Annotated in this window: 25 protein-coding genes; 14 read left to right on the forward strand and 11 right to left on the reverse strand. The window is 73.1% G+C overall.

Annotation, left to right across the window (positions count from 1 at the left end; translation table 11 throughout):
* Window positions 1-35: 35 nt before the first annotated feature.
* Together AB0F18_RS09315 and AB0F18_RS09320 are read right to left on the reverse strand one after the other, a co-directional pair.
* Window positions 36-1,394 carry an FAD-dependent oxidoreductase gene (locus tag AB0F18_RS09315; protein ID WP_362056620.1) on the reverse strand — a complete coding sequence of 453 codons (1,359 nt, stop codon included), beginning with the start codon at window positions 1,392-1,394 and terminating at the stop codon, window positions 36-38.
* 54 nt (window positions 1,395-1,448) lie between these two features.
* On the reverse strand, window positions 1,449-2,105 hold the full coding sequence (locus AB0F18_RS09320) for a DUF305 domain-containing protein (protein WP_362056622.1): 657 nt from the start codon (window positions 2,103-2,105) through the stop codon (window positions 1,449-1,451).
* Window positions 2,106-2,182: 77 nt separating this feature from the next.
* Between AB0F18_RS09320 and AB0F18_RS09325 the strand changes: the two genes are divergently transcribed.
* Window positions 2,183-3,670 (forward strand): hypothetical protein, encoded by a 1,488-nt coding sequence (locus tag AB0F18_RS09325; RefSeq protein WP_362056624.1) that lies wholly within the window; start codon window positions 2,183-2,185, stop codon window positions 3,668-3,670.
* Between the two features lie 9 nt (window positions 3,671-3,679).
* Here AB0F18_RS09325 and AB0F18_RS09330 read toward each other — a convergent pair whose 3' ends face one another.
* The 3 genes from AB0F18_RS09330 to AB0F18_RS09340 all read right to left on the reverse strand — a co-directional run bounded on the left by AB0F18_RS09330 (window position 3,680) and on the right by AB0F18_RS09340 (window position 6,038).
* The gene (locus AB0F18_RS09330; protein WP_362056626.1) at window positions 3,680-4,303 is read right to left on the reverse strand and encodes a helix-turn-helix domain-containing protein; all 624 of its coding nucleotides are present in this window, start codon (window positions 4,301-4,303) and stop codon (window positions 3,680-3,682) included.
* A gap of 126 nt (window positions 4,304-4,429) precedes the next feature.
* Window positions 4,430-5,365 carry a M56 family metallopeptidase gene (locus AB0F18_RS09335; RefSeq protein ID WP_362056628.1) on the reverse strand — a complete coding sequence of 312 codons (936 nt, stop codon included), beginning with the start codon at window positions 5,363-5,365 and terminating at the stop codon, window positions 4,430-4,432.
* Window positions 5,366-5,477: 112 nt separating this feature from the next.
* Window positions 5,478-6,038 (reverse strand): DUF5134 domain-containing protein, encoded by a 561-nt coding sequence (locus tag AB0F18_RS09340; RefSeq protein ID WP_362056630.1) that lies wholly within the window; start codon window positions 6,036-6,038, stop codon window positions 5,478-5,480.
* Window positions 6,039-6,180: 142 nt separating this feature from the next.
* On the opposite strand from AB0F18_RS09340, the gene AB0F18_RS09345 reads away from it, so the two are divergent.
* Window positions 6,181-6,720: a GNAT family N-acetyltransferase gene (locus tag AB0F18_RS09345; protein WP_362056632.1), complete on the forward strand. Its 540-nt coding sequence runs from the start codon at window positions 6,181-6,183 to the stop codon at window positions 6,718-6,720.
* A gap of 57 nt (window positions 6,721-6,777) precedes the next feature.
* Here the strand turns inward: AB0F18_RS09345 and AB0F18_RS09350 are convergent, their stop codons facing one another.
* Together AB0F18_RS09350 and AB0F18_RS09355 are read right to left on the reverse strand one after the other, a co-directional pair.
* The gene (locus AB0F18_RS09350) at window positions 6,778-7,470 is read right to left on the reverse strand and encodes a glycerophosphodiester phosphodiesterase family protein (RefSeq protein ID WP_362056634.1); all 693 of its coding nucleotides are present in this window, start codon (window positions 7,468-7,470) and stop codon (window positions 6,778-6,780) included.
* A 191-nt stretch (window positions 7,471-7,661) separates the two neighbouring features.
* Window positions 7,662-8,300: a PadR family transcriptional regulator gene (locus AB0F18_RS09355; RefSeq protein ID WP_362056636.1), complete on the reverse strand. Its 639-nt coding sequence runs from the start codon at window positions 8,298-8,300 to the stop codon at window positions 7,662-7,664.
* 49 nt (window positions 8,301-8,349) lie between these two features.
* Between AB0F18_RS09355 and AB0F18_RS09360 the strand changes: the two genes are divergently transcribed.
* The 5 genes from AB0F18_RS09360 to AB0F18_RS09380 all read left to right on the forward strand — a co-directional run bounded on the left by AB0F18_RS09360 (window position 8,350) and on the right by AB0F18_RS09380 (window position 13,616).
* Window positions 8,350-9,504: an LLM class flavin-dependent oxidoreductase gene (locus AB0F18_RS09360; protein WP_362056638.1), complete on the forward strand. Its 1,155-nt coding sequence runs from the start codon at window positions 8,350-8,352 to the stop codon at window positions 9,502-9,504.
* Window positions 9,505-9,665: 161 nt separating this feature from the next.
* Complete coding sequence (locus AB0F18_RS09365) at window positions 9,666-11,072, forward strand: DUF6421 family protein (RefSeq protein ID WP_362056640.1); 1,407 nt, start codon at window positions 9,666-9,668, stop codon at window positions 11,070-11,072.
* Between the two features lie 26 nt (window positions 11,073-11,098).
* Complete coding sequence (locus AB0F18_RS09370) at window positions 11,099-11,860, forward strand: SDR family oxidoreductase (RefSeq protein ID WP_362056642.1); 762 nt, start codon at window positions 11,099-11,101, stop codon at window positions 11,858-11,860.
* The gene (locus tag AB0F18_RS09375; protein ID WP_362056644.1) at window positions 11,857-12,933 is read left to right on the forward strand and encodes a low specificity L-threonine aldolase; all 1,077 of its coding nucleotides are present in this window, start codon (window positions 11,857-11,859) and stop codon (window positions 12,931-12,933) included. The genes AB0F18_RS09370 and AB0F18_RS09375 overlap by 4 nt, the downstream gene beginning before the upstream one ends.
* Window positions 12,934-13,016: 83 nt before the next feature.
* Complete coding sequence (locus AB0F18_RS09380) at window positions 13,017-13,616, forward strand: transglutaminase family protein (RefSeq protein ID WP_362056646.1); 600 nt, start codon at window positions 13,017-13,019, stop codon at window positions 13,614-13,616.
* A gap of 194 nt (window positions 13,617-13,810) precedes the next feature.
* Here the strand turns inward: AB0F18_RS09380 and AB0F18_RS09385 are convergent, their stop codons facing one another.
* Window positions 13,811-14,533 carry a lysophospholipid acyltransferase family protein gene (locus AB0F18_RS09385; protein ID WP_362056648.1) on the reverse strand — a complete coding sequence of 241 codons (723 nt, stop codon included), beginning with the start codon at window positions 14,531-14,533 and terminating at the stop codon, window positions 13,811-13,813.
* A gap of 240 nt (window positions 14,534-14,773) precedes the next feature.
* Between AB0F18_RS09385 and AB0F18_RS09390 the strand changes: the two genes are divergently transcribed.
* From AB0F18_RS09390 to AB0F18_RS09410, 5 genes are all read left to right on the forward strand, one after another.
* On the forward strand, window positions 14,774-15,121 hold the full coding sequence (locus AB0F18_RS09390) for a thioredoxin family protein (protein WP_362056649.1): 348 nt from the start codon (window positions 14,774-14,776) through the stop codon (window positions 15,119-15,121).
* 243 nt (window positions 15,122-15,364) lie between these two features.
* Window positions 15,365-15,910 carry a flavin reductase family protein gene (locus AB0F18_RS09395; RefSeq protein ID WP_362056651.1) on the forward strand — a complete coding sequence of 182 codons (546 nt, stop codon included), beginning with the start codon at window positions 15,365-15,367 and terminating at the stop codon, window positions 15,908-15,910.
* A 214-nt stretch (window positions 15,911-16,124) separates the two neighbouring features.
* Window positions 16,125-16,910 carry an electron transfer flavoprotein subunit beta/FixA family protein gene (locus tag AB0F18_RS09400; RefSeq protein WP_362056653.1) on the forward strand — a complete coding sequence of 262 codons (786 nt, stop codon included), beginning with the start codon at window positions 16,125-16,127 and terminating at the stop codon, window positions 16,908-16,910.
* A 56-nt stretch (window positions 16,911-16,966) separates the two neighbouring features.
* Window positions 16,967-17,929: an electron transfer flavoprotein subunit alpha/FixB family protein gene (locus AB0F18_RS09405; protein WP_362056655.1), complete on the forward strand. Its 963-nt coding sequence runs from the start codon at window positions 16,967-16,969 to the stop codon at window positions 17,927-17,929.
* A gap of 171 nt (window positions 17,930-18,100) precedes the next feature.
* Window positions 18,101-19,399, forward strand: coding sequence for an aldolase (locus AB0F18_RS09410; RefSeq protein ID WP_362056657.1), 1,299 nt, complete (start codon window positions 18,101-18,103; stop codon window positions 19,397-19,399).
* A 53-nt stretch (window positions 19,400-19,452) separates the two neighbouring features.
* Here the strand turns inward: AB0F18_RS09410 and AB0F18_RS09415 are convergent, their stop codons facing one another.
* A complete protein-coding gene (locus AB0F18_RS09415) occupies window positions 19,453-21,702 on the reverse strand; it encodes a WD40 repeat domain-containing protein (protein WP_362056659.1) in 2,250 nt (749 codons plus the stop codon).
* Between the two features lie 164 nt (window positions 21,703-21,866).
* Here AB0F18_RS09415 and AB0F18_RS09420 point away from each other — a divergent pair, with 164 nt between their 5' ends.
* The gene (locus AB0F18_RS09420) at window positions 21,867-22,061 is read left to right on the forward strand and encodes a hypothetical protein (RefSeq protein WP_362056660.1); all 195 of its coding nucleotides are present in this window, start codon (window positions 21,867-21,869) and stop codon (window positions 22,059-22,061) included.
* Here the strand turns inward: AB0F18_RS09420 and AB0F18_RS09425 are convergent.
* The gene (locus tag AB0F18_RS09425; RefSeq protein WP_362056692.1) at window positions 22,051-23,040 is read right to left on the reverse strand and encodes a LacI family DNA-binding transcriptional regulator; all 990 of its coding nucleotides are present in this window, start codon (window positions 23,038-23,040) and stop codon (window positions 22,051-22,053) included. The two genes, AB0F18_RS09420 and AB0F18_RS09425, sit on opposite strands and share 11 nt — an antisense overlap.
* A 191-nt stretch (window positions 23,041-23,231) precedes the next feature.
* Here AB0F18_RS09425 and AB0F18_RS09430 point away from each other — a divergent pair, with 191 nt between their 5' ends.
* Window positions 23,232-24,269, forward strand: a complete 1,038-nt coding sequence (locus tag AB0F18_RS09430) for an NUDIX domain-containing protein (protein WP_362056662.1) — start codon at window positions 23,232-23,234, stop codon at window positions 24,267-24,269.
* 219 nt (window positions 24,270-24,488) lie between these two features.
* On the opposite strand, the gene AB0F18_RS09435 is transcribed toward AB0F18_RS09430, so the two are convergent.
* A complete protein-coding gene (locus AB0F18_RS09435; protein ID WP_362056694.1) occupies window positions 24,489-25,196 on the reverse strand; it encodes an MBL fold metallo-hydrolase in 708 nt (235 codons plus the stop codon).
* Window positions 25,197-25,285 lie beyond the last annotated feature (89 nt).

The following is a 25,285-nucleotide window of genomic DNA, read 5'->3' on the forward strand; positions in this document are numbered from 1 at the left end:
CCCAACTCCCTTGACCGGTAACGGAACCGGTCACCCTACGCGAGGCCTGCCGCCGCGTGGAGGCCCGCCCAGTCGGGGATCTTGACCGAGCGGCGGCCCAGGGAGCGGCCCAGTTCCGCCTCGGCCGCCTCGATCGACAGCCAGCCCGGCCATTCCACCGGCCGCAGGCCCGCCGCCCGCAGGGCGTCCAGGGGGTCGCCGGGGCGTTCGCGGCGGGCCAGCGCACCGGCGTCCTGGAGCAGGGAGGAGACCGTTTCCTTGGCGCAGGGGCGGTTGGTGCCGATCACCCCGGTCGGGCCGCGCTTGATCCAGCCCGCCACGTATTCGCCCACCGAGGCGCGCCCCGCGCGCACCACCCGCCCCGCCGCGTGAGGCACGGTCCCCGTGGCGGGGTCGAAGGGCAGGCCCGGCAGGGGCACGCCCAGGTAGCCCACCGAGCGCAGCACCAGCTGCGCCTCCACGTCCTCGTACGCGCCCGTCCCGGTCACCCCGCCCCGGCCGTCCGGAGCGGTCCGCTCGAAGCGCATCCCGCGGACCCGGCCGTCCGGGCCGCCCAGCACCTCCACCGGGCGCAGGTAGAAGCGCAGGGCGATGCCCCGCTGCCCGTCGCCGCCCGGTTCCGGGCCTTCGGCCCAGCCGCGCAGCGCCTCCAGGTTGCGCCGGGCCACCGCCGGCAGGGCCGCCGCCGCGGCCGGGTCGGCGTACGCCGGGTCGAGGGCCAGCTCCGCCGGGTCCACGCGGATGGCCACCCCGGGGAGGGTGCCCAGCTCGCGGAGTTCCTTGGTGGTGAACTTGGCCTGCGAGGGGCCCCGCCGGGCCACCATCGACACCTCCCGCACCCCGCTGGCCGCCAGTGCGCCCAGCGCCGGCTGGGGCATGTCGGTGGGCTCCAGCTCCGGTACGCCCCGGGCCAGGATCCGGGTCACGTCCACCGCGACGTTGCCCGCCCCGACCACCACCGCGGAGCGCACCCCGCCCAGGTCGAAGGAGCCCGCGTCCGGGTGCCCGCTGTACCAGGACACGAAGGCCGTCGCGGAGTGCACCCCGTCCAGCTCCTCGCCGGGGATCCCGAGCATCCGGTCCCGCGCGGCCCCGACGCAGTACACCACCGCGTGGTACAGCTCCAGCATCCGGGCGGGGGACAGCGGCCCGGCGCCCACCTCCACGTTCCCGAGGAACCGGATCCGCTCGTCCTCCAGGACGGAGCGCAGGTTTCCGGTCAGCGATTTGATCTTCTCGTGGTCGGGGGCCACCCCGTACCGGACGAGGCCGTACGGAGCCGGCAGCCGGTCCAGCACGTCGACCCGTACACCCGGGACCTCACGTTGCTCGACCAGTGTCTGGGCGGCGTAGACCCCGCTGGGGCCCGAACCGACGACGGCGACACGAAGCACGGCGGAACTCCCTCCCGCAGGTGCTCCCCAGCATGCCACCGGCCACCGCGCCCGTCAGCCCATCGCGCGCATCCGGTGGATCTCGGCGGTCTGGACGGCCACGACCTCGTTCGCCATCTCCTCGACGGCACCGTTGTTCCCCTGGGCGAGGGCCTCGCCCGCCATCGTCACCGCCCCTTCGTGGTGGGCGGTCATCAGTCTGAGGAAGAGCCGGTCGAAGTCCGCGCCGCGGGCGTCCGTCAGCTCCCGCAGCTGCTGCTCCGTGGCCATGCCGGGCATCGCGCCGTGGTCGTGCCCGCCGGTGTCGCCGCCCGGCTGCGGGTAGCGGGCCCGCCACTTCTCCATGGCGCCGATCTCGGGACCCTGCGCGGCCGCGATCCGCTCGGCGAGGCGTTTGACCCCGTCCGCCGACGCCCTGTCGGGGGCCAGGGCGCTCATGGTCAGGGCCTGCCGGTGGTGTTCGATCATGCGCCGTACGTACGTCTGGTCGGCGGCGTTGGGGCTGTCGTCGGGCCGTTGTTTCGCGGCCTGCTCGGGGGAGAGGGTGCGGGACTTCTCGCCCGGCTTGCCCGGGGCGACCACCACCGGCGGGCCGTCGCCGGCCCCGCGCGGGCCGTCGCCTCCGGCCGTGCAGCCGGTCAGCGGGAGGAGGAGCGAGGCGGCCAGCGCCGCCCCCAGGAATCGGCCGAGTAACGCGTTTGCCATGTCCATGGAAAGGAAGATACTGCCGGGGTCCAGGTTCCGCTTCCCCACCGGGAACGGAGCGCAGGACCCCCACGGGAGGCACAGTGACCTTGCTGCACACCGTCAGAGTGCGCCACCGGAGTCTGGGGGCGGCCCTGGCGGCCGCCGGACTCCTCACTACGCTCCTCGCCGCCGCCGGACCGGCGGCAGCCAGCCCCGACCCCGGCGACTCGTCCCCGGGCGCGGGCTCCCGGCAGAGCGCCGCCGCCGCGCCGGACCGCGAACTCGCCCCCGGGGAGATCCCCGGCCAGGACGAGATCGTGCACAGCGCCAACATCAAGCCCCTGGCCAACATCCCCGACGCGAGCCTCAAGGGCGTCAACTCCGACCTGGCGTTCCAGGGCGACTACGCCTACGCCGGGAACTACGACGGCTTCACGATCTACGACATCGCCGACCCCAAGGCCCCGAAGGTCGTCACGCAGGTCCTCTGCCCCGGCGGCCAGAACGACGTCTCGGTCTCCGGCGACCTGCTCTTCCTGTCCACCGACTCCTCGCGCAGCGACGACTCCTGCAACAGCGTCTCGCAGCCCGCCACGGAGAAGTCCTCCTGGGAGGGCATCAAGATCTTCGACATCAAGGACAAGAAGAACCCCAAGTACATCAAGTCCGTCGAGACGGCCTGCGGATCGCACACCCACACGCTGGTGCCGGGCGGCCGCGACATCTACCTGTACGTCTCCTCGTACTCGCCCAGCGAGGCCTTCCCCGACTGCCAGCCCCCGCACGACGGCATCTCGGTGGTCAAGGTCCCCAGGAAGGCCCCGACCCAGGCGGCCGTCGTCGGCTTCCCGGTGCTCTTCCCGGACGGCGGCAACCCGGGCGCGCCCGCCAACCCCGGGGTCTCCAAGACCACCGGCTGTCACGACATCACCGTGCTGCCGTCCGAGGACCTGGCGGCCGGCGCCTGCATGGGCGACGGCATCCTCTTCGACATCAGCGACCCCGAGCAGCCGAGGGTCATCGACCGGGTCCAGGACAACGTGAACTTCGCGTTCTGGCACTCGGCGACCTTCAACGAGCGGGCCGACAAGGTGGTGTTCACCGACGAGCTGGGCGGTGGCGGCGCCGCCACCTGCAACGAGGCCACCGGCCCCAACCGGGGCGCCGACGGGATCTACGACATCACCGGCCGCGGCGACCAGCGCAAACTGGTCTTCCGGGGCTACTTCAAGATCCCGCGCCACCAGGCCGACACCGAGAACTGCGTGGCCCACAACGGCTCGCTGGTCCCGGTCGGCGGCGGCCGCGACATCATGGTCCAGGCCTGGTACCAGGGCGGGGTCTCGGTATGGGACTTCACCGACTCCGCCAGCCCCAGGGAGATCGGCTACTTCGAGCGCGGCCCGCTGACCACCGACCGGCTCGGCCTGGGCGGATCCTGGTCGGCGTACTACTACAACGGGCACATCTACTCGAACGACATCGTCAAGGGCCTCGACGTGCTCCGGCTCGACGACCGGCGCACCGACAGCGCCAAGCGGGTGTGGATGGACCGGCTCAACGTGCAGAGCCAGCCCGAGTACCACTGACCGGACCCCTCACAGGGGAAACGTTCCGCCGGGCGGCCCCCCGTCCGGCGGGAACCCCCGCTCCCACTCCAGCCCGTACCGCTGGAACAGCTCGGACCGCAGCCGGGCCGCCGGCATCGGCGCCCCCGGCAGCAGGACCGCCACCACCGCCCCCATCAGCAGCGCCCGCAGCATCGGGTAGTCGGTGTCCACGTCCGCCGAGCCGTACCGCGTGACGGTGTCCCGGAGCAGCTGCGCCAGCCGCTGCTGCTCCGGGCACTGGATGAACCCCTCCGCCTGGAGGATCCCGGCCATGTGCGTGCGCATCAGCCGGGGCTGGTCGCGGGCCAGCCCCAGGATCGCGTCGATCGCCCGGGCCAGCCGCTCCCGGCCGTCGTCCGTACGGGGCTCGCGCTCCAGGGCCTCCTCCAGGGTCAGGTGCATCAGCCGGTGCACCGCCGACTGGAGGAGCTGGCGCTTGCCGGGGAAGTAGTACGAGACCAGGCCGCGGGCCGCGCCCGCCCGGTCGGCGATGTCGCCGAGCTTGGTGGCCTCGTAGCCGCGTTCGGCAACCAGTTCGACCGTGGCCTGCAGCAGCCGCTCCCGGGAACGTCTGCGCAATTCTTCATTGACCGATGCGCTGCGCGGGGACATGCTTACTCCTGCGTTGACTGGCTTCGGGCCAATATACTCAGCGCGCAGCCGTCTGCTCGGGGCGACGCGGGGGATCGCCCCGGGCAGGCACGCCCGCGGCCACGGCCCGAACCTTCCACGGACCCGCTACGCCAGCGCGCTGAGGCCCGGCACGAAAGCCACCACCAGCGGCACCGCCGGCAGCAGGGTGGCCAGCGCCGTGAGCCTCAGCCTGCGCCCCGCCGACAGCCGGGGCGTGGCCGACAGCAGCCGCCGCACCCGCTCGGGCACGTGCGCCTGCGCGGAGGCGGGGCCGAAGACGCCCCGGTCCTCGTTCAGCCCGACCAGCGCCAGCGCGATCGTCAGCCGCCCGTAGCGGCGCGAGGCCACGTCGTCGGCGGCCAGCTCCACCAGCCGGTCCATCTCCGCCTCGAACGCCGCGAACACCGGCACCTGCGGGAACCCCTGCGACAGCGCCCGCGAGCAGTGCAGCAGCCAGTCGTGCCGGGCCGCCACGTGTCCCTGCTCGTGCGCCAGCACCGCGTCCAGCTGGCTGCCCTTGAGCCGGCCCAGCGCGGCCGTCGTCACCACCAGCCGGGGCGCCGGCCCCGGCTGCCACCAGGCCTCCGGACGCGGACCCTCCAGCACCACGAGCCGCGCCGCCGACGGGTCCTCACCGGGCAGCAGCGGGGCCCGCAGCCGCAGTTCGGCCCCCCGGGCCCGCCGCCGTGCCCGCGCCCGCAGCACCTCCCGCGTCAGCATCGCCCCGGTCCACAGCCCCCCGCAGGCCAGCGCGAGCGCGGTACCGACGGCCCAGGCCCCGCCCGCCGCACCCAGCCCGTACGCGTCCGCCACCCCGTGCGGGGCCGCGGCGAACAGCCGCCCCCGTACCGCCTGCCAGGCGGCGGCCGCGCTCAGCAGCATCGACAGCGCCAGACACAGCAGCACCGCCCCCACCACGCACTGCCACACCCACAGCGCGACCACGGGTTCTCGCTCGGGCCACTGGGCGCGGGCCAGGAGCCGGGGCGCGAGGAACGCGGTCAGTGCGCCGAGCAACAGAAGGGCGGCGGGGACCATCATGTCCGCCAGACTATGAGCGCCGGGCTACCTACGGGTACGGGCCGGGGGCATTGGTGACGCAGGACACGTTCCGGCGCGCACCGCACCCCAGGAGCCGCGGTCCGGCGGCCCGTCACATGGTCAGCAGCATCGCCAACATCCCCGTCCCCATGGCCAGTCGGCAGGCCCGCACCAGCTCCCCGGCCGATCCCGTGCCCGCGCCGCCGCCCACCGCGACGGGCAGCGCCCCGCCCCCGGCCGTCACCAGCCGGGCCCCGCCGAGGAGCACGTACCCGGCGTAGTACAGGAGCAGGGCCCCGGTCACCACCGGCAGCCCCGCCGCCCGGCCGTGCGCGTGCCCGGCGGCCATGGACAGCGCCATGTACGCCATCGCCAGCGTGCCCACCAGGTGGTGCGCGTGGTGCACCCCGCCGCGCAGCAGCCACAGCGCGTGCACCGAGGCCCCGCAGCAGACGGCCAGGAGGATCTGCGGCCCCCACGGCCCGGTCCCCGAAGGCACGGCCATCGCCGCCATCCCGAAGCCCATCACCGCCTCGCCCGCGGCCATGCCCCGCGCCCGGCGGTCCGTTCTGCGCGCCCGCAGCAGACAGTACGCACCGCTGACGGCGCAGAGCAGGACCAGCAGCCACGCGGAGGCGGCGGAGGCGGACAGGGGCGTGGCGGATCCGTGCACGGCGGAACCTCCCGGTTCGTCGGCGTCACGGGAAGGGATGCCCTGCTCACACCCCCTTCACGCGGGCCCGGGTTACGCTCTCTGCGACCCCCGCGGCATGTCATATGCCGCTGATCTGCCGCCGCAGTGAACGGAGCGCCCGATGTCCACCGCCCAGCCCGCCGCCCTGAGCTTCCGCAGCGCCGTGGAGGAGGACGTGCCGGCCCTGGTGGCCCTCGTCGAGTCCGCCTACCGCGGGGACGCCAGCCGGGCCGGCTGGACGACCGAGGCCGACTACCTGGACGGCCAGCGCACCGACCCGAACGGGGTCGGCGCGATCATCGCGGACCCGGACAGCACCCTCCTCGTCGTCGAGCGCGCGGGCGAGCTCGTCGCCTGCTGCCAGCTCGAACACCGCGGGGACCACGCCTACTTCGGCATGTTCGCCGTACGCCCCGGGCTCCAGGGCGCCGGCCTCGGCAAGGAGGTCATGGCCGAGGCCGAGCGCCGCGCCCGCGAGGACTGGAAGGTCGCGGAGATGCGGATGACCGTGGTGAACGTACGGGAAGAGCTCATCGCCTACTACGTGCGCCGCGGCTACCGGCGCACCGGCGAGCTGAGCCCCTTCCCCTACGGCGACGAGCGCTTCGGCATCCCGCTCCGCGACGACCTGGCCTTCGAGCTGCTGGTCAAGGCGCTCTGACGGCCGCAGCCGCAGCTGCAGCCGCGGTCACGGCCGTCGGAGCGCGGCGGGAGGCGCTCAGGCCGTGAACCGGCCGGTGCTGCGGATCTCCGGGAAGTCCGTGGCCGCGCCGTCCAGTTGGAGGGCGCGCGCCAGCCGGAGCCGGTCCAGGGTGTTGACCGTCCAGCCGGTCACCCGCAGCCCGGCCGCGTGCGCCGCCTCCACCGTCTCCAGGCTGAGCCGGCGGATGTCGACCGCGACCGTGGCGGCCCCCGCGGACCGCGCGAGCGCCACCAGTTCCGCGGGGTCGGCGCCGGGCCGATCCACGCGCAGCGCCGTCCGGACCCCGGGGACCCGGCGCGCGACCCCGGCCAGCACCTCCGCATCGCCCGAGGCCACCTCCACCCGGGCAGCCAGGTCGCGGCGCACGAGCAGCTCCACCAGCGCCCCGGCGGCGGCCGGGTCCTGGACCGACACCTGGAGCGGCGTCCGGACGGCGTCCAGGACCTCCTCCAGGACCGGTACGCGTTCACCCTGGCCGGCATCCAGTTCGCGCAGCTCGGCGAGGGTCAGGTCGGCGACGGCGCCCGCGCCGTCCGTGGTGCGGTCCACCTCGGCGTCGTGCAGGACGGCGAGGGCGCCGTCCTTGCTGAGGCGGACGTCCAGCGCGATGACGTCCATCCCGCAGCGTTCCGCTCGGATGAACGACCGCAGGGTGTTCTCCGGTTCCACACCCATGACCCCGCGGTGACCGATGGTGAGGAAAGTCAAGGTTCTCTCGCTTCCGTCGACGGCGGCTCCCGGCGCGGTCGCGGTGTCCCGACCGGCCGCGCCCGGTGAGGACGCATGCTAGTGCGCGCCGCGTGCGTTGGGACCGGGCGTGCAGGGGGCTCGCGGAAGCCGTCCGCCCGTTTCCCGCCGGGGCCGTGAGCCGTGCGGCGGGCCCGGGCCGCCCCGCCGCGTCACCCGGGCGTGGGCGCGTCCCCGCCGGCTTGACGCCCCGCCCGCGCGGGGCCGGTCCCGGCCCGCCTCGCGGCCTCCGCGAGGTCCTCCAGCAGGGCCTCGCCCAGCTCCAGCTCGGCCAGGTGCTGGCGCTCGCTCCAGCGCAGCGCCAGGGCGGGGAAGGCCCATTCCGGTACGTCCGCTGCGTGCGCCATGGCCTCCCGTACGGCGGCCAGTTCGCCCCGGGTGCGCTCCAGGTGGTCCGCCACCATCGCGCGCAGCCGCTCGGGTTCCGACAGGTGTCCGAGCCAGATCCGCAGCAGCAGCCCGTGCTTGAGCACCGGCGGCCCCGCCTCCGCGGTGTCCGACGCCCAGCCGGCGAGGGCCTCGCGGCCCGCGCCGGTGATGGCGTAACGGCGCTTGGCGCGGGCCTCCTCCGGCCCCGAGCGCGCGGAGGACGCGTATCCGAGCTCCTCCAGCCTGCGCAGTTCGGCGTAGATCTGGCTGATCGCGGGCGACCAGTAGAAGAAGCGGAGGGAGGAGTCCGCCCACTTCTTGAGCTCGTACCCGGTGCGCTCGCCGGGGAAGGACAGCAGGCCCAGGACCGCCCACGCGGTCGGCGGGAGGTCTTGCTTCTTCGCGATATGACTACTAGTCATATTTCTAATCGAAGCAAGACCGGGCACGGGACGCATCTCTGGAGGCATCGTGAAATTCTCCGTGATCTTCGAGGCTCAGCTGGCCGACCCCACCGTGGAGCGGGAGCACCAGGTCATCCGCGACTGCGTCGAGCAGGCGGTGTTCGCCGAACGCATGGGATTCGACCGGATCTGGGCCGTCGAGCACCACTCGCTGAAGTGGTACGCCCACATGAGCGCACCCGAGGTCTTCCTGAGCTTCGTCGCGGCCAGGACGAACACCATACGCATCGGGCACGGCGTCGTGTGCATGCCCTTCGGGTTCAACCATCCGGTGCGGGTGGCCGAACGCGCGGCCATGCTCGACCTGCTGTCCGGCGGCCGCCTGGACCTGGGCGCGGGGCGCGGGGGCACGCTCCAGGAGACCTCTCTGTGCGGGGTGGACCGCGACCGCGCCGAGGCCGAGGTGGAGGAGGCGCTGCGGATCATCGGGAAGGCCTGGCGGGAGGAGGAGCTGGAGTACCACGGTGAACTGATCGACATCGACCCGCACCCGATCCTGCCGCGCCCGGCGCAGACCCCGCACCCGCCGCTGTTCCTCGCGTGCAGCCGCGCCGAGACCCTGGTGAAGGCCGCCGAGCTGGGCATCGGGGCCCTGGTCATGGGTTTCGCCGGGCCGGAGTCCATCGCCGGGATGCGGGCCGTCTACGACGCGGCGCGCGCGGAGCGCGACGGCAGCCGGTTCGTCTCGACCGCCGTCAACGACCACTTCTCCGTGCTCTGCCCCACCATCGTGCTCGACGACCCCGAGGAGGCCCGCCGCATCGGCGTCCGCGGGCAGCGGTTCTTCGCGCAGTCCATCGGGCACTGGTACGGCGGCGCGGGCGTCCCGGACGAGGCCGTGGTGGAAGGGGCCGACGAGGCGGCGGAGCTGCGCCGGGCCGCCGAGCAGGTCGTGGCCCGGCTGCACGAGCAGGACATCCCCGTACGGCCCACCTCCACGGCCACCTTCCACGCCGACCACGCCTACGGGAGCGCCGGCGAGGCCATCGCGTACGTGGAGCGGCTGCGGGAGGCCGGCGCCGACGAGGTGATGTGCCTGGTCCAGATGGGCACCGTGCCGCAGGAGGCCTGTCTGGAGACCCTGCGCCAGTGGGGGGAGAAGGTCATCCCGCACTTCCGGGGAGGGGTGAACGCGCCCTCTTGTGATGAGGCCGGATGCTAGGCCGATTACTAGGCGGAGTGGTGGATTCCACCGTGAGTCACGGGAAGACTTCCGGTGGAGTGGGGGGTGTTACAGAAAGATTTCCCGAGTTTCCTCTTGAGCGGGAGAGCCTCGCATGCATACGCTGTCTTAACGCGAGGTTCTCCTGTGGAGGAAGTGACATGACGGAAACTCTTGTGCCGGGCATCGGCGGGACCGTGATAACCGCCGGGGCGCGGGTGGTGGACCACCCGGCGTGGCCCGAGCTCAAGGCCGCCGTGGAGGAGATCCGCCCCTGGCAGGCCAAGGACGGCTCGATCGACTTCGAGGCCGAGGGCGTCCCCGCCCGCTTCGAGGTCGAGGCCGTCGTCGACCGCGTCGTGGCCGGGGTCGAGACCCTGTCCCCGCTGCTGCCGCACGCCGCCGAGTACCACAAGGCGCTCGTCGCCGACCTGCGCAAGTGGGCCGCGGACGGCTTCCGGGTGCCGGACTTCCTCGACTCCCTGCTGGCCTTCCACCCGGCCGCCCAGCGCGAGGACGGTCTCCAGCACCTCGTCGTCTTCCCGATGTACACCCAGAACGGCAACCCGGACCGCAACCTCGAGGCCGTCGTGCTGAAGATGGTGTGGCCCGAGTGGCTCTCCGAGCTGGAGCGCACCCGGTACGACAACCCGCTCTTCCTCGGCATCACCTTCGAGGACTTCACGCCGGGCTACGACACCAACTCCGCCGTGCTCTTCCCGGAGACCATCGCCGTCCGCGAGGCCCCCGAGCGCTTCACCTGGGGCGGCATCTTCTGCGACCGCGAGGCCGCCCGCTACCGCAAGGTCACCGAGGCCGCCGTCGACATCCTGGGCATCGAGCTGCCCGAGGACATCGCCCGCATGGTCGAGGACCAGGAGCGCTGCGAGAAGGCCTTCGTCCTGTGGGACATGGTCCACGACCGCACCCACAGCCACGGCGACCTGCCGTTCGACCCCTTCATGATCAAGCAGCGCCAGCCGTTCTGGATGTACGGCCTGGAAGAGCTGCGCTGCGACCTCACCGCCTTCAAGGAGGCCGTGAAGCTGGAGTCCGAGGGCAACGAGCACGGGCGCGACGTGCAGTACGCCGTCCTCTTCGACCGGATGTTCCGCTTCCCGGTCTCCGGCGACCGCAACCGCAACTACGACGGCCTCGGCGGTCAGCTGCTCTTCGCCTACCTCCACAAGCACGACGTCGTGCGCTGGACGGACAACAAGCTGAAGATCGACTGGATGCGGGCCCCGCAGGTCACCAACCAGCTGTGCGCCGAGATCGAGGAGCTGTACCGCGCGGGCATCGACCGCCCGAAGCTGGTCCACTGGTTCAAGGCCTACGAGCTGGTCTCCACCTACCTGGCCCCGCACCCGGGCTCCAAGTGGGCCAAGGGCCCCGACGCCCTCGACCTGACGCAGCCGCCGCGGAAGCTCGTGGACGACGTGCTTCCGGACGAGTTTCCGCTCAGCATGTTCTACGAGGCCCTCGCCAAGAAGCTCAAGGGCGTGATCGCCTCGACCAAGGGCATCACGCCCCGGAACGCCGACGACGCCTCGCGGGTCGCCGCGTGAGCACTCGCCCTCAGGAGGCTGCACAGATGAACGGCTCCGCGAACGGCAACGGCCCGCTGCACGGAGCGGTGGTGGCCGTGGCCGGCGCCGGCGGGCCCGCCGGCCACGCCGCCCTGCTCCGCCTGGCCGAAGCGGGCGCCACCGTGGTGGCGGCCGACGCCGACGCCGCCCGCCTCGCGGAGTCCGTGGACGCGGCCCGCTACGCCCACGGGGGCGCCACCGTCATCGGCGACACCGTCGACCTGCTCGACCTGGAGGCCACCAAGGCCTGGGCCGAGCGCACCGAGAAGGAGTTCGGCCGGATCGACGGCCTGGTCCACCTCGTCGGCGGCTGGCGCGGGAGCAAGACCTTCACGGACGTGGACCTCGCGGACTGGGACCTCCTGGAGAAGCTCCTGATCCGTACGGTCCAGCACACTTCGCTCGCCTTCCACGACGCCCTGGTGCGCAGCGGCCGCGGCCGCTACGTCCTGATCAGCCAGTCCGGCGCGCACAAGCCGGTCGCCAACAACGCCGCGTACAACGCGGGCAAGGCGGCCGCCGAGGCCTGGACCCTGGCCATGGCGGACTCCTTCCGCAAGGCCGGGGGCGAGGAGGGGCCGGTCGCCGCGGCTGCGATCCTGGTGATCAAGGCACTGGTGCACGACGCGATGCGCGCCGAGCGCCCCAATGCGAAGTTCGCGGGCTTCACCGACGTCAAGGAGCTGGCCGAGGCCATCGCCGGCGTGTGGGAGCGGCCCGCCTCCGATGTGAACGGACAGCGTCTGTGGCTCACTCCGCAACCGTGAGAACCGAATACGGCAAGACCGACGCCCGCCGCCACCACGATCCGGCCGTGCGCGGTTTCGCCAGCGACAACTACGCGGGGGTCCACCCGGAGGTGCTCGCGGCCGTCGCCCTCGCCAACGAAGGCCACCAGGTCTCGTACGGCGAGGACGACTACACCGAGCACCTCCAGAGGGTGTTCCGCAGTCACTTCGGTCCTTACGCCGAAGCCTTCCCGGTCTTCAACGGCACGGGTGCCAATGTCGTCGCCCTGCAGGCCATGACCGACCGGTGGGGCGCGGTGATCTGCGCCAAGAGCGCCCACATCAACGTGGACGAGGGCGGCGCGCCCGAGCGGATGGCCGGCATCAAGCTGCTGTCCGTGCCCACCCCGGACGGGAAGCTCACCCCCGAGCTGATCGACCAGGAGGCCTGGGGCTTCGAGGACGAGCACCGGGCCATGCCCCAGGTCGTCTCGATCACCCAGAACACCGAGCTCGGCACGGTCTACACCCCGGACGAGATCAGGGCGATCTGCGAGCACGCGCACTCCCTGGGCATGAAGGTGCACCTCGACGGCGCCCGCATAGCCAACGCCGCGGCCTCGCTCGACGTGCCGATGCGCACCTTCACCAACGCGGTGGGGGTGGACGTGCTGTCCTACGGCGGCACCAAGAACGGCATGATGTTCGGCGAGGCCGTGGTGGTGCTCAACCCGGACGCGGTCCGGCAGATGAAGCACATCCGCAAGATGTCGATGCAGCTCGCCTCGAAGATGCGGTTCGTCTCGGTGCAGCTGGAAGCGCTGCTCGCCAAGGACCTGTGGCTGCGCAACGCCCGCCACGGCAACGCGATGGCGCAGCGGCTCGCGGCGGGCGTGCGCGAGACCGACGGGGTGGAGATCCTCTACCCGGTGCAGGCGAACGCGGTGTTCGCGCGGCTGCCGCACGAGGTCACGCGCAGGCTCCAGGAGCGCTACCGGTTCTACTTCTGGGACGAGGCCGCCGGCGACGTCCGCTGGATGTGCAGCTTCGACACCCGGGAAGAGGACGTGGACGGCTTCCTCCAGGCGCTCAAGGAGGAGCTGGCCCGATAGCCACCTCCCCAAGAACTGAATATTTATGCCGCCGACCGCAAATCCATTGATCTGCGGTCGGCGGCATGCCTATGCTGCGGATCATGCAACTGATCCAACAGAACCCGGATATTCACGCCTATTTGGCCTCCAGTGAGGCCATCGACCACTGGCATCCCCTGGTACAGGAGACCGCCGACGCCCTCTGGACCGCCACCAGCGATGCATATTCATACGCCGCAGCCGCCTTCGAGTTCGTCCGCGACACCATCCCGCACTCCGCCGACTCCGGCGACCCGCGCGTCTCCTGGCGCGCCTCCGACGTGCTGAACACCCGCAACGGCATCTGCTACGCCAAGTCCCACGCCCTCGTCGCCCTGCTGCGCGCCCAGGGCACCCCCGCGGGGCTCTGCTACCAGCTGCTCGCCGACGACGACGGCTCGAATCCGGCCGTCCACGGCCTGGTGGCCCTGCGGCTGCCCGGCGCCGAGCGCTGGTCCCGGGTGGACCCGCGCGGCAACAAGCCCGGCGTCGACGCGCGGTTCAGCCTCGACCGCGAGCAGCTGGCCTTCCCCGTACGCCCGGAACTCGGCGAGCGGGACTACCCCGAGCTGTACGCCGATCCGCACCCCGCCGCGCTCAGGGCCCTTCAGGAGTCCGCCGACCGGCCGGAGCTGTGGCGGAACCTGCCGACCTCCCTGTAGCCCGGTCCCCGGCCCCCCGCCCGTGCCCCGCCACCAGCAGGTGCAGCGCGGCGGCCGCGAGCTGCAGCACGGCGATCCCGAGCAGCAGCGGCCCGTCGCACACCCCCGCCGCCGCGAAGGCCGGCGAACCCCCTCCGCGTTCGGTCACTCGATGTGCGGCCCAGGAAACGGGCCGGTCGGAGGAGGGCGGCGGATCAGCCCGCTTCCTTGACCTGCGCCGCCGTCGGCGCGGTACCGCCCAGGTGGGCCGGGAGCCACCAGGAGTCCTCGGTACCCTGCGGCTTGGCCGGGTACGCGGCCTGCGCCGCGTCCAGCAGCTCCTGCACGCGCTCGCGCAGCCGGCGCGTGATGGCGCCCGCGTACTGGTCCTTCGGCGCCTCGATCGGCTCGCCGACCCGCATGGTCACCGGGATGTGGCTGCGCTTGAGGTTCTTCGGCCGGCCCTTGGTCCACAGCCGCTGCGTGCCCCACAGCGCCACCGGGATCAGCGGCACCCCGGCCTCCTGCGCCATGCGCGCGGCACCCGACTTGAAGCTCTTGAGGGTGAACGACTGGGAGATCGTCGCCTCCGGGAAGACCCCGATGATCTCGCCCGACCGCAGCGAGTCCAGCGCGTGCTGGTACGCGGACTCACCCTGCTGCCGGTCCACCGGGATGTGCTTCATCGCGCGCATCAGCGGACCCGACACCTTGTGCCGGAACACCGACTCCTTGGCCATGAAGCGCACCAGCCGCTTCTGCGGGCGCGCCGTCAGACCGGCGAAGATGAAGTCGAGGTAGCCGATGTGGTTCGACACGAGGACCGCCCCGCCCTTGCGCGGGATGTTCTCGGTGCCCTTCATGTCGATGCGGATGTCGAGCGCGCGGAACAGCGTGTGCGCGGCGCCGATCACCGGGGGGTAGACGAGCTCAGCCATGGGGAGACCCCGCTTTCTGCCTGGGGAGGTGCTCCCGGCCGGAAGTTACGGAAGCGTAGGTACGCGACCATGGGGATGGTGCCCCAAACGCGGCGCGGTGGCCAGTCCGGGCGCCCGCGGCCGGGGAGATCCTCGTCACGCGGGGAATGTCCCGCGCGCGGCCGGCGCTCGGACAGGGAGAACCTTCCGGCCCCGGCCGGGGTGGTGCGTACATGGGGACAGGGTAGACAGGAGCGTGGCGTGCCCGAGCACGAGGAGGCCTCCGGAACGGCGGCCGGACCGGGGCGCCTCGGCGCCGCCGAACTGGGCCGGGAGCCGGGGGAGCGGGCCAGCCTGGTGCAGTTCTCCAGCGCCTTCTGCCAGCCCTGCCGGGCCACCCGCAGGATCCTCGCCGAGGTCGCCGAAATGGTGGACGGGGTCGCGCACATCGAGATCGACGCCGAGCGGAACCTCGGACTCGTGCGCGCCCTGGGCGTGGAGAAGACCCCGACCGTGTTCGTCCTGGACGGCACCGGCCGGATCGTCCGGCGGGCCGCGGGGATGCCGCGCAAGGCCGATGTGATCGCCGCCCTGGGTGCGGCCGTGTGACCGGTGCGCCGGTACGCGCCCCCGCACACAGCGTGACGCGCCTGACATCTGCCCGCTGCGGCTTGACTGTGTACACGTGAGATCGCCAGGCTGGCGGCATGCGGTATGAACTCCTGCTTTACGGGCGGGTCCACGTGGACCTCGCCCGGTGCGCGAGTGCGCGCTGTTGGGATCGCTGAACGCCCCCGACCCCCGATCCCCGACCGCCCTCCCGCGATCCCCGCGGCAGAAGGAAGGCCCTCCATGACGGCCACCACGGCCCCCTCGGCCTCGCCCGCATCCCTCACCGCCGCCGACGGCCCCGGCCCGGTTCCCGGTTCGCCCGAGCTGCTCCGCTCCGTCTTCCGCCGGCACGCCGCCGGGGTCGCGGTGATCACCGCGGAGAGCGGGGGCCGCCCGGCGGGCTTCACCGCCACCTCGCTCAACTCCGTCTCCGCCGACCCGCCGATGCTCTCGTTCACCATCGGCACCGGGGCCTCCAGCTGGCCCGCCGTGCGCGACGGCGAGTACCTCGGCGTCCACATACTCGGCGAGCACCAGCGGGAGCTGGCCGGGCTCTTCGCGCGCAGCGGGGCCGACCGGTTCGGACCGGACACCGAGTGGGCCCCGGGCCCGCACGGCGTGCCGCTGCTCGGCGGGGTGCTGGCGTGGCTGGTGTGCCGGGTCGTGGCGAGGGTGCCCGCGGGGGCGCACCGTGTGATCATCGCGGAGGCGGTGGCGGGGGACCCCGAGGGGGAGGGCCGGCCCCTGCTGTACCACCAGGGTCGCTTCAACGCGTTGCGCGACTGAATCGTCCCTGCTGGGGCGGGTTCGGGCGGCGTTGGCCAGATCACAGTTCAGTGGCCTTGCAACCTGGGAGGACCCACTGTGTACTGACGAGTAACATTCCCTTCGGAGCGGGGGCCGCCCCGACCGGGATCCGCGCCGGAAGGCGCCTATGCTGCCTGCACAAGGCGGTATCAGTAGCGGTATCAGTAAAAGACGATGCGGTAGGAGAGCCGGCGTGAGCCTGAGGATCGTTGTCTGTGTGAAGTACGTGCCCGACGCCACCGGCGACCGGCACTTCGCCGATGACCTGACGGTCGACCGCGACGACGTCGACGGTCTGCTGTCGGAGCTCGACGAGTACGCCGTCGAGCAGGCGCTCCAGATCGCCGACGAGGCCGACGACGCCGAGATCACCGTCCTGACGGTGGGCCCCGAGGACGCCAAGGACGCGCTGCGCAAGGCGCTGTCGATGGGCGCCGACAAGGCCATCCACGTCGAGGACGACGACCTGCACGGCACCGACGTGATCGGCACCTCGCTGGTGCTGGCGAAGGCGGTCGAGAAGGCCGGCTACGACCTGGTCATCACGGGTATGGCCTCGACCGACGGCACCATGGGTGTCCTCCCGGCGATCCTGGCCGAGCGCCTGGGCGTCCCGCAGGTCACCCTGCTCTCCGAGGTCAAGGTCGAGGACGGCACCGTCACGGGCCGCCGCGACGGCGACTCCGCGAGCGAGCAGCTGGAGGCCTCCCTCCCGGCGCTCGTCTCGGTGACGGACCAGTCGGGCGAGGCCCGCTACCCGTCCTTCAAGGGCATCATGGCGGCCAAGAAGAAGCCGGTGGAGTCCTGGGACCTGTCCGACCTGGACCTGGACGCCGACGAGGTGGGCCTTGAGGGCGCCTACACCGTGGTCGAGTCCGCGGCGCAGCGCCCGGCCCGTACCGCCGGCACCGTCGTCAAGGACGAGGGCGAGGGCGGCAAGCAGCTGGCCGAGTTCCTGGCCGGCCAGAAGTTCATCTAGGGGCTCCGGCCTCCCCAGTAGCCCCCAGACACCTCGTAAAGCAGGAGAGCAGTCCCATGGCTGAAGTTCTCGTCTACGTCGACCACGTGGACGGTGCCGTCCGCAAGCCCACCCTTGAGCTGCTGACGCTGGCCCGCCGCGTCGGCGAGCCCGTCGCCGTCGCCCTGGGCGCCGGTGCCGAGGCCACCGCCGCCGTGCTCGCCGAGCACGGTGCCGTCAAGGTCCTCACCGCCGACGCTCCCGAGTTCGCCGAGTACCTCGTCGTCCCGAAGGTCGACGCGCTGCAGGCCGCGTACGACGCCGTCTCCCCGGCCGCCGTGCTCGTCCCGTCCTCCGCGGAGGGCAAGGAGATCGCCGCGCGCCTCGCCGTGCGCATCGGCTCCGGCATCATCACCGACGCCATCGACCTGGAGGCCGGCGACGAGGGTCCGGTCGCGACCCAGGCCGCCTTCGCCGCGTCGTTCACCACCAAGTCCCGCGTGTCCAAGGGCACCCCGGTCATCACCGTGAAGCCGAACTCGGCCCCGGTCGAGGCCGCCCCGGCCGCCGGTGCCGTCGAGGCGCTCGCCGTCACCTTCGGCGCCCTGGCCACCGGTACCAAGGTCGTCTCCCGCACCCCGCGCGAGTCCACGGGCCGCCCGGAGCTGACCGAGGCCGCGATCGTCGTCTCCGGCGGCCGCGGCGTCAACGGCGCGGAGAACTTCCACCTCATCGAGGAGCTCGCGGACTCCCTCGGTGCGGCGGTCGGCGCCTCGCGTGCCGCCGTCGACGCCGGCTGGTACCCGCACACCAACCAGGTCGGCCAGACCGGCAAGTCGGTCTCCCCGCAGCTGTACATCGCCACCGGCATCTCCGGCGCGATCCAGCACCGGGCCGGCATGCAGACGTCGAAGACCATCGTGGCCATCAACAAGGACGCCGAGGCCCCGATCTTCGACCTCGTCGACTACGGCGTGGTCGGCGACCTCTTCGAGGTCGTCCCGCAGCTGACGGGCGAGATCAAGGCGCGCAAGGGCTAATCCCTGACCTGCCGTTTCCTCTGCCTCCGGGGCCGTGTGGTGATTGTCACCGCACGGCCCCGAGTCGTTCGTCCCACCCGGTGGAGGGACCATTGACGGAGCGGAACCCCGTGGCTAAATTCTGCTATGCGGAGCTAGGCTTCCGTGAAGCGGAAAAGAGGAGAGTGCACGATGGGTCAGCAGGAGAAGGTGGCGACGAGCCTCGCAGGCGCGGTCAGCGAGGGCATCAGCGCCTCCCTGGCGCCGGTGGACGCGGAACTCGCGCGCCACTACCCGGGCGACCCCGGCACCCGCCAGCCCATCCACACCGTCTACGTACCCGGTGACGTCTTCGACGCCGGCACCATCCGCTCCTGGGGCGACCAGGCCCTCGCGGCCATGGACGAGCACGCCCCGGACGCCGCCACCTTCGCGAAGGTGCTCGGCATTCCCGACGCACTGGCCGTCCCGGTCTACGACCGCGTCCGCGCCAAGCTGGCCTCCGAGCCCATCGAGGACCTCCGCGTCGACTTCGAGGACGGCTTCGGCGTCCGCTCCGACGAGGAGGAGGACCAGGCCGCGGCCCGCGCCGCCCGCCTCGTCTCGGAGGCCTTCTCCAACGGCACGAACGCCCCGTACATGGGCATCCGCATGAAGTGCATGGAGTCCAACGTCCGCGACCGCGGCATCCGCACCACCGACATCTTCCTCTCCGGCCTGCTGGAGCACGGCGGCCTCCCCGAGGGCCTCGTCCTGACCCTGCCCAAGGTCACGTACGCCGAGCAGGTCAGCGCCTTCGTCAAGCTGCTGGAAGCCTTCGAGACCACCCGCGGCCTGCGCCCGGGCCGGATCGGCTTCGAGATCCAGATCGAGACCAGCCAGTCCATCCTGGCCTCCGACGGCACCGCCACGGTCGCCCGGATGATCGAGGCCTCCAAGGGCCGCGCCACCGGCCTGCACTACGGCACCTTCGACTACAGCGCCTGCGTCGGTGTCTCCGCCGCCTACCAGGCCAGCGACCACCCGGCCGCCGACCACGCCAAGGCGATCATGCAGGTGGCCGCCGCCGGCACCGGCGTACGCGTCTCGGACGGCTCGACGAACGTCAAGCCCGTCGGCACCACCGAGCAGGTCCACGAGGCCTGGCGGCTCCACTACGGCCTCACCCGCCGCGCCCTGGCCCGCGCCTACTACCAGGGCTGGGACATGCACCCGGCGCACCTGCCGACCCGCTACGCGGCCGTGTTCACCTTCTACCGCGAGGGCCTGGAGGCCGCGGCCGCGCGTCTGAAGGCGTACGTGGCGAAGATCGAGGGCGACGTGATGGACGAGCCCGCCACCGCCAAGGCCCTGGCCGGCTACCTGGTCCGCGGCCTCGACTGCGGCGCGGTCGGCGCCGAGGAGGTCACCGCCCTCACCGGCCTGACCCGCGCCGAACTGGACGCCTTCGCCATCCCGCGCCGCTCGGCGACGCTGACGGCGACCTCCTGACCCCGAGCCGCCCCGCGAGGTCCGTCCGGCTCCCCGGCGGGCCTCGCCGCGCGTCAGGGGGCGCCGACCAGCCACTGGTGCAGGGAGCCGTCCGAGCAGGCGCCGGCCAGCAGGGTGCCGTCCGGTGAGAAGGCCACGGAGGTGACCCCGCTCGCGGGCACCTCGGTCACGGGGCGCCTGCGCACGACGTTCCACAGCTTCAGGTGACCGCCGCCCCCCACGGTGGCCAGCAGCCGGCCGTCAGGCGACAGCGCGAGGTCTTCGACGTCGGCTCCGCGGCGGTCCAGCGGATGTCCCACCGGCGCGCCCGTCCAGGGATCGCACAGGTGGACCGGTCCGCCTTCGGCATCGACCGCGGCCAGCAGCCGGGCCGACGCGTCGAAGGCGAAGCACCGTGCTGCCCGCCGCCTGCTCACGGGCCGCGCCTGCTCGGTGTCCCACAGCAGCAGCTCCCTGCCGAGAAGCGCCAGCAGCCGGCTGTCCGGGGCGAACCGTACGTCGGTCCCCGCCCCGGGATCACCGGCGTCCAGGGGCCCGCAGCGCGGTGTGAAGGTCCGGGTGTCTAGGACGGACACCTGCCCCTTGTGGTCCGTCACCGCCACGAGCCGGCCGTCCGCGGAGTAGGACATGTGGTCGTCCAGGGACAGCCGGACGGTTCCGGCGGGGCCGCCGGCCGGCGGGGTCAGCCCATGGGAGGCCCAGACGACCGGGTCCCGGTCGTCCGGGCAGTCCACCCCCCGGAGGGGCATGTGGAGCGGAACCTCCAGAGCGCGCGCCGGCCCCGGCTCCGCCGGGTCCCAGACGGCCAGGTGCCGGGTACCCGCGAGGGCGAAGATCCGCGATCCGTCGGGGGAGAACCGCACCTGGTCCAGGGGGAGACCGACTGATTCGCGGGCCGGCAGGGGCAGCACGCGGTGGGCGCGCAGAGCCGCTGCCACGGCTGCCGCGCCGGCGGACGCCGCCCGCCCGCGCGCGGGGCGCCGCCGGTGCAGCAGGATCGTCTTGTCGTCGCCCGCCGTCGCGAGCACCTGCCCGTCAGGGGAGAAGGCGACCGCGTTGACGGCCAGGGTGTGACCGGCCATCGGCGGGCCCGCCGGGCGTCCCGTGAAGGTGTCCCACAGCCGCACGGTCCGGTCGCGGCTCGCGGTCGCGAGCAGCGATCCGTCCGGGGAGAAGGCCACGGCGTTCACCGCGTTGTCGTGACCGGAGAGGGGCGGCGCGGCCGGCCTTCCGGTGGCCGCGTCCCACAAACGGACCGTGGTGTCATGGCTCCCGGTGGCCAGCAGACGGCCGTCGGGCGAGTACGCCAAGGCCTCGACGTTGTCGCAGTGGCCGGCCAGGGCCACGCCGACGGCCTCGCCCGTGGCCGTGTCCCACTGCCGGACGTCGGCGAATCCGTCGGCGACCACCAGCAGCCGGCCGTCCCCCGAGAAGGCGAGCGCGTCCGCCTGCCCGCTGTAGCGCGCGTCGGCGGGACCGCGCGCCGTGTCGGTGTCGAGGTCCACGACCCGGCACACGCCACCCGCCACGGCGGTGCCGAGCAGGTGCCCGCCGGCCGCGAAGCCCAGGCCGTTGCACTGGTGGTACCCGCCGGGAAGCGGGTCGGGCGCGCACGTGCGGGTGTCCCACAGGTGCACCCGGCCGTCGTCCGACAGGGCGGCCACCCGGTCCCCGCACGGGGAGAAGCACACCTGGAGCAGGGGCGCGTACGGCCTGTCGCTGACCAGTACGCCCTTGGCCCGGCCGTCTCCGGTCCGCCACAGCCGTACGGCCCCGTCGTTCCCCGCGGAGGCCAGGGTGCGGCCGTCGGGGGAGAAGGCGAGCCGCCACACCAGACGTGTGTGGCCGACCAGGCGGTCGGTGATCGTGAACTCCGTACCACTGTCCTCCGCCACCCCGGCCGGCAGCGGCGCCCGCCCGGGAACCGGCGGCGGGGGAGGGTCGGCTGCCGGGGTGGACGCCGGTGGGTGGGCGGGCCCGGGCGTGCCGCGGTCCAGGGCGGCCAGGTCGCGCCAGCGGCGGCGCCAGGGTTCCAGTTCCGGGGAGTTGTGCGGCGGGACGGGCCGCTCCCGGCCGAACTCGTCGTAGGCGTGCAGGATCCGGATCAGGCCCATGAGGCTGTCGAGCCCCGGAAGGCGGTCACCGCGGAACGCGTCGCTCTGGGTGGACACCGGGAGCCGGATCCCGGTCTGGGACTTCGCCGCACGGGCGGCCAGTTCGCGGTACGACGGCTTGCCCCGGTCGAGCCGCAGCCGGCGCAAGTCCGCCGCGAACGACTCCAGTTCTTCGCTGAATGCACGCACGCTCCCCATCACCGCACAGGTTAGGACCGTGCCGGGCGCTCCGCCGGACAATCCCGAACAGGGCGGAACGTCGCCGGTCAGCGGTGTGTCCGGCGGTGTCCGGAGGCGCTCCGGGTCGTTCGGTGGGGGCGGCACGCGGGCATGGAGGGCCGTGCAATCGGGGCATGACCACACCCCCGGACACCGATCCGCCCTTCCTGACCCTGCACTCCGCCGTCGTGCTCCTCGGCGCCCTGCTCGTGGGCCTCGTCACCGGCGGGCTCGGCTACCTCGGCGGGGCACCGCCCGCCCTGGCCGTCCTCGCCGGGCTCACCGCCGCGGGCGGGGCCGTGCCCGGGCTGCGGTCGCTCATCCGGTGACCGGCGGGAGTTCGCCCGAGCCGCGGGCGATCAGGCGGGTCGGGAGGACGATGCGGGACGGGGGGAGGGCGGTGCCCGACAGGCGCTGGAAGAGGCGGTCCGTGGCCACCCGGCCCAGGGCCGCCGGGTCCTGGGCGACCACCGTGACTCCGGGGCGCAGCAGATCGGCCAGTTCGAAGTCGTCGAAGCCGACCAGGGCCACGGGCCGGGACAGGGCCGCGAGGGCCCGTACGACGGTGACGGTGACCCGGTTGTTCCCGGCGAAGACGGCGGTGACCGGCTCCGGGTCCGCCAGCATCGCGCGGGCCGCCGCCGCCACCCGGTCCGGGGCGGTCGAGCCGAGGGAGACCCAGGACCCGGACACCGGCAGGCCCGCACCCGCCATCGCCTCGCGGTAGCCGCGCAGGCGTTCGGTGGCGGTGTGGATGCGCGGGTGGTCACCGATGAACCCGATCCGCCGGTGCCCTGCCGCGATCAGGTGGGCCACCCCGTCCCGGGCGCCGCCGAAGCTGTCCGACAGGACCACGTCCGCCTCGATCCGGCCCGCCGGCCGGTCCACGAACACCGTCGCCACCCCGGCCCGGATCTCCGGCTCCAGATAGCGGTGGTCGTCGCCGGCCGGGATCACGATCAGCCCGTCCACCCGGCGGGCGCACAGCGCGAGCGCCAACTCCCGCTCCCGGTCCGGGTCCTCGGCGCTGGAGCCGTTGATGAGCAGGGCGCCGTGGGTGCGGGCCACCTCCTCGACGGCCCGGTTGAGGGGACCGTAGAAGGGGTCGGCGAGGTCCTCCAGGACCAGGCCCACGGTCGCGGTGCGCCCCTTGCGCAGGACGCGGGCGCTGTCGTTGCGGCGGAAGCCGAGCGCCTCGATGGCGTCCTGGACCCGCTGTTCGGTGTCGGGGGTCACCCCCGGCTCGCCGTTGACGACCCGGGAGACCGTCTTCAGGCCGACGCCCGCCCGGGCCGCCACGTCCTTCATGGTCGGCCGGTTGCCGTAACGGGGCTCGGGCGCGGGGCGGTTCTGCGGCACGGCGGGGAAACCTCCGGAGGCGGGGCGGGGCGCTCTGACCTTGAGGATATGCACTCGGCCGGAGAGCGGGTTTCCGTGGCAGGGTGGGGCGGGCAAGCCACTGGGGGCTTCGGAGGCGAGCCAATGGGAGAGGGGTAGACGTGATTGTCTGGATCAACGGCACTTTCGGTGCCGGGAAGACCAGCACGGCGCGCGAACTGGCCGGACTGCTGCCGGACAGCACCCTGTACGACCCGGAGCTCATCGGGGACGCGCTGCGGCGGCTCCTGCCGCACAAACGTCTCGCGGAGGTCGACGACTACCAGGACCTGCCGAGCTGGCGGCGGCTCGTCGTCGACGCGGCCGCGGCGATGCTGGCGGAGCTGGGCGGGGTGCTCGTCGTACCGATGACGCTGCTGCGGCAGGAGTACCGGGACGAGATCTTCGGGGGGCTCGCGGCCCGCCGGATCCCGGTACGGCACGTGCTGCTGGCCCCAGCTGAAACGATCCTGCGCGAGCGCATAGCCAACCGCCGGGAGCCCGGGGACCCGGGGGAAGCGGACGTACGGGTCCGGCAGTGGGCCTACGACCACATCCCCGCGTACCGGCAGGCGCTGGGGTGGCTGACCGCCGACGCGCACGTCATCGACAACGGGCACCTGAACGCACGGGAGACGGCGCAGCGGATCGCCGAGGCCGTGCGGACGGACACGGCGGCCGTCTGCGACATCGTGCAGACCCCGGAGCCGACGCGGGAGACGGTGGCGGCGGGGGTCCTGCTCTTCGACGACCGGGACCGGGTGCTCCTGGTGGATCCGACGTACAAGCCGGGCTGGGAGTTCCCGGGCGGGGTCGTCGAAGCGGGGGAGGCGCCGGGGCGGGCGGGCGTACGGGAGGTCGCGGAGGAGCTGGGCCTGACGCTGGACCGGGTGCCGGAGCTGCTGGTCGTCGACTGGGAGCCGCCGCGGTCCCCGGCCTACGGGGGCTTGCGGCTGCTGTTCGACGGGGGCCCGCTGTCGGAGGCGGAGACCGCGCGGCTGAGGCTGCCCGGGCCGGAGCTGCGGGCCTGGCGCTTCGTCACGGAGCGGGAGGCCGAGGGGATGCTGCCGCCGCAGCGCTACGCACGCCTCCGCTGGGCGCTGCGTGCGCGTGAGCGGGGGCGGGCGCTGTACCTGGAGGCGGGGCGGCCGACGCCGTAACCCTGCCGGGCGGGGCCGTTTCCTGGGGCTCCGCCCGGGCCCCGGTGCGCTCAAACGCCGCGCGGGCTGGAACTTCGCTGCGCGAAATCCCAGCCCCGCCGGCGTTTGAGGCGCGGGATCCGGGGCGGAGCCCTGGGGAACGGTGGAAGGGCGGGTAGGGGACCAGCGCCGCAGGCGGCCGTCCGCCCGCCGGGCCGGACGGTGCCGCGGGGCCGACGGTCAGGCCAGGGCTTCGGCGGCGGACGCCGCCTCGGTGAGGGCGCGCGCCGTGTCCTGCGTACGCGGGTCCCCGTGGCCGAAGCAGGCCACGGACGGGGCCAGCGCGGCCAGGCGCTGGAAGGAGGCGACGGCCTGCGCGCGGTCGGTGTTGAAGACGCCCAGCATCACCTCGCCCACCCCCGCGACGCAGTCCCCGGTGAACAGCACCCCGTGCTCCGGGAGATGGACGCCGATGCTGCCCGGGGTGTGCCCGGGGGAGTGGACCACCACCGCGCCGCCGCCGAACGGCAGCACCTCGCCCTCCTCCAGCTCCCGGTCGACCCGCGTCGGCGGGGCCTCGGGGACCGTCATGCCGTGGGCGTAGAGCGGGACCTCCCACTCCAGCAGCACCGGCTCGGGCACCGGCTGCTCGCCCCGCACCACGGGCGCGTCCAGCCGGTGGGCCAGAACCTCCGCGCCCCGGCGGGCGGCGAGTTCACCGGCGGAGCCGACGTGGTCGCGGTGGCAGTGGGTCAGGACGATCCGCTCCAGCCGCTCGGGCGCGAGCCCGAGGGAACGTATCGCCCCCTCGATCAGGTCGGCGGCGCCGGCCGGGCCGGAGTCGATCAGGGTCAGGGCCTCCCCGGCACGGTCCTGCCAGAGGTAGGCCTGGCCGATGGGGAAGCGCAGCATGTGCAGCCGGTTCGGGAGTACTTCGACGAGATCCATGTCCATGCCGCCAACGTAGACACCATGATCGGCCCCGCGCACGCGACTTCGCCGGGAGCGGAGTACGCCCAGGGCGCACTGCGCCCTGG

It is taken from the genome of Streptomyces sp. NPDC029216, from assembly GCF_040648015.1.
GTDB lineage: Bacteria > Actinomycetota > Actinomycetes > Streptomycetales > Streptomycetaceae > Streptomyces.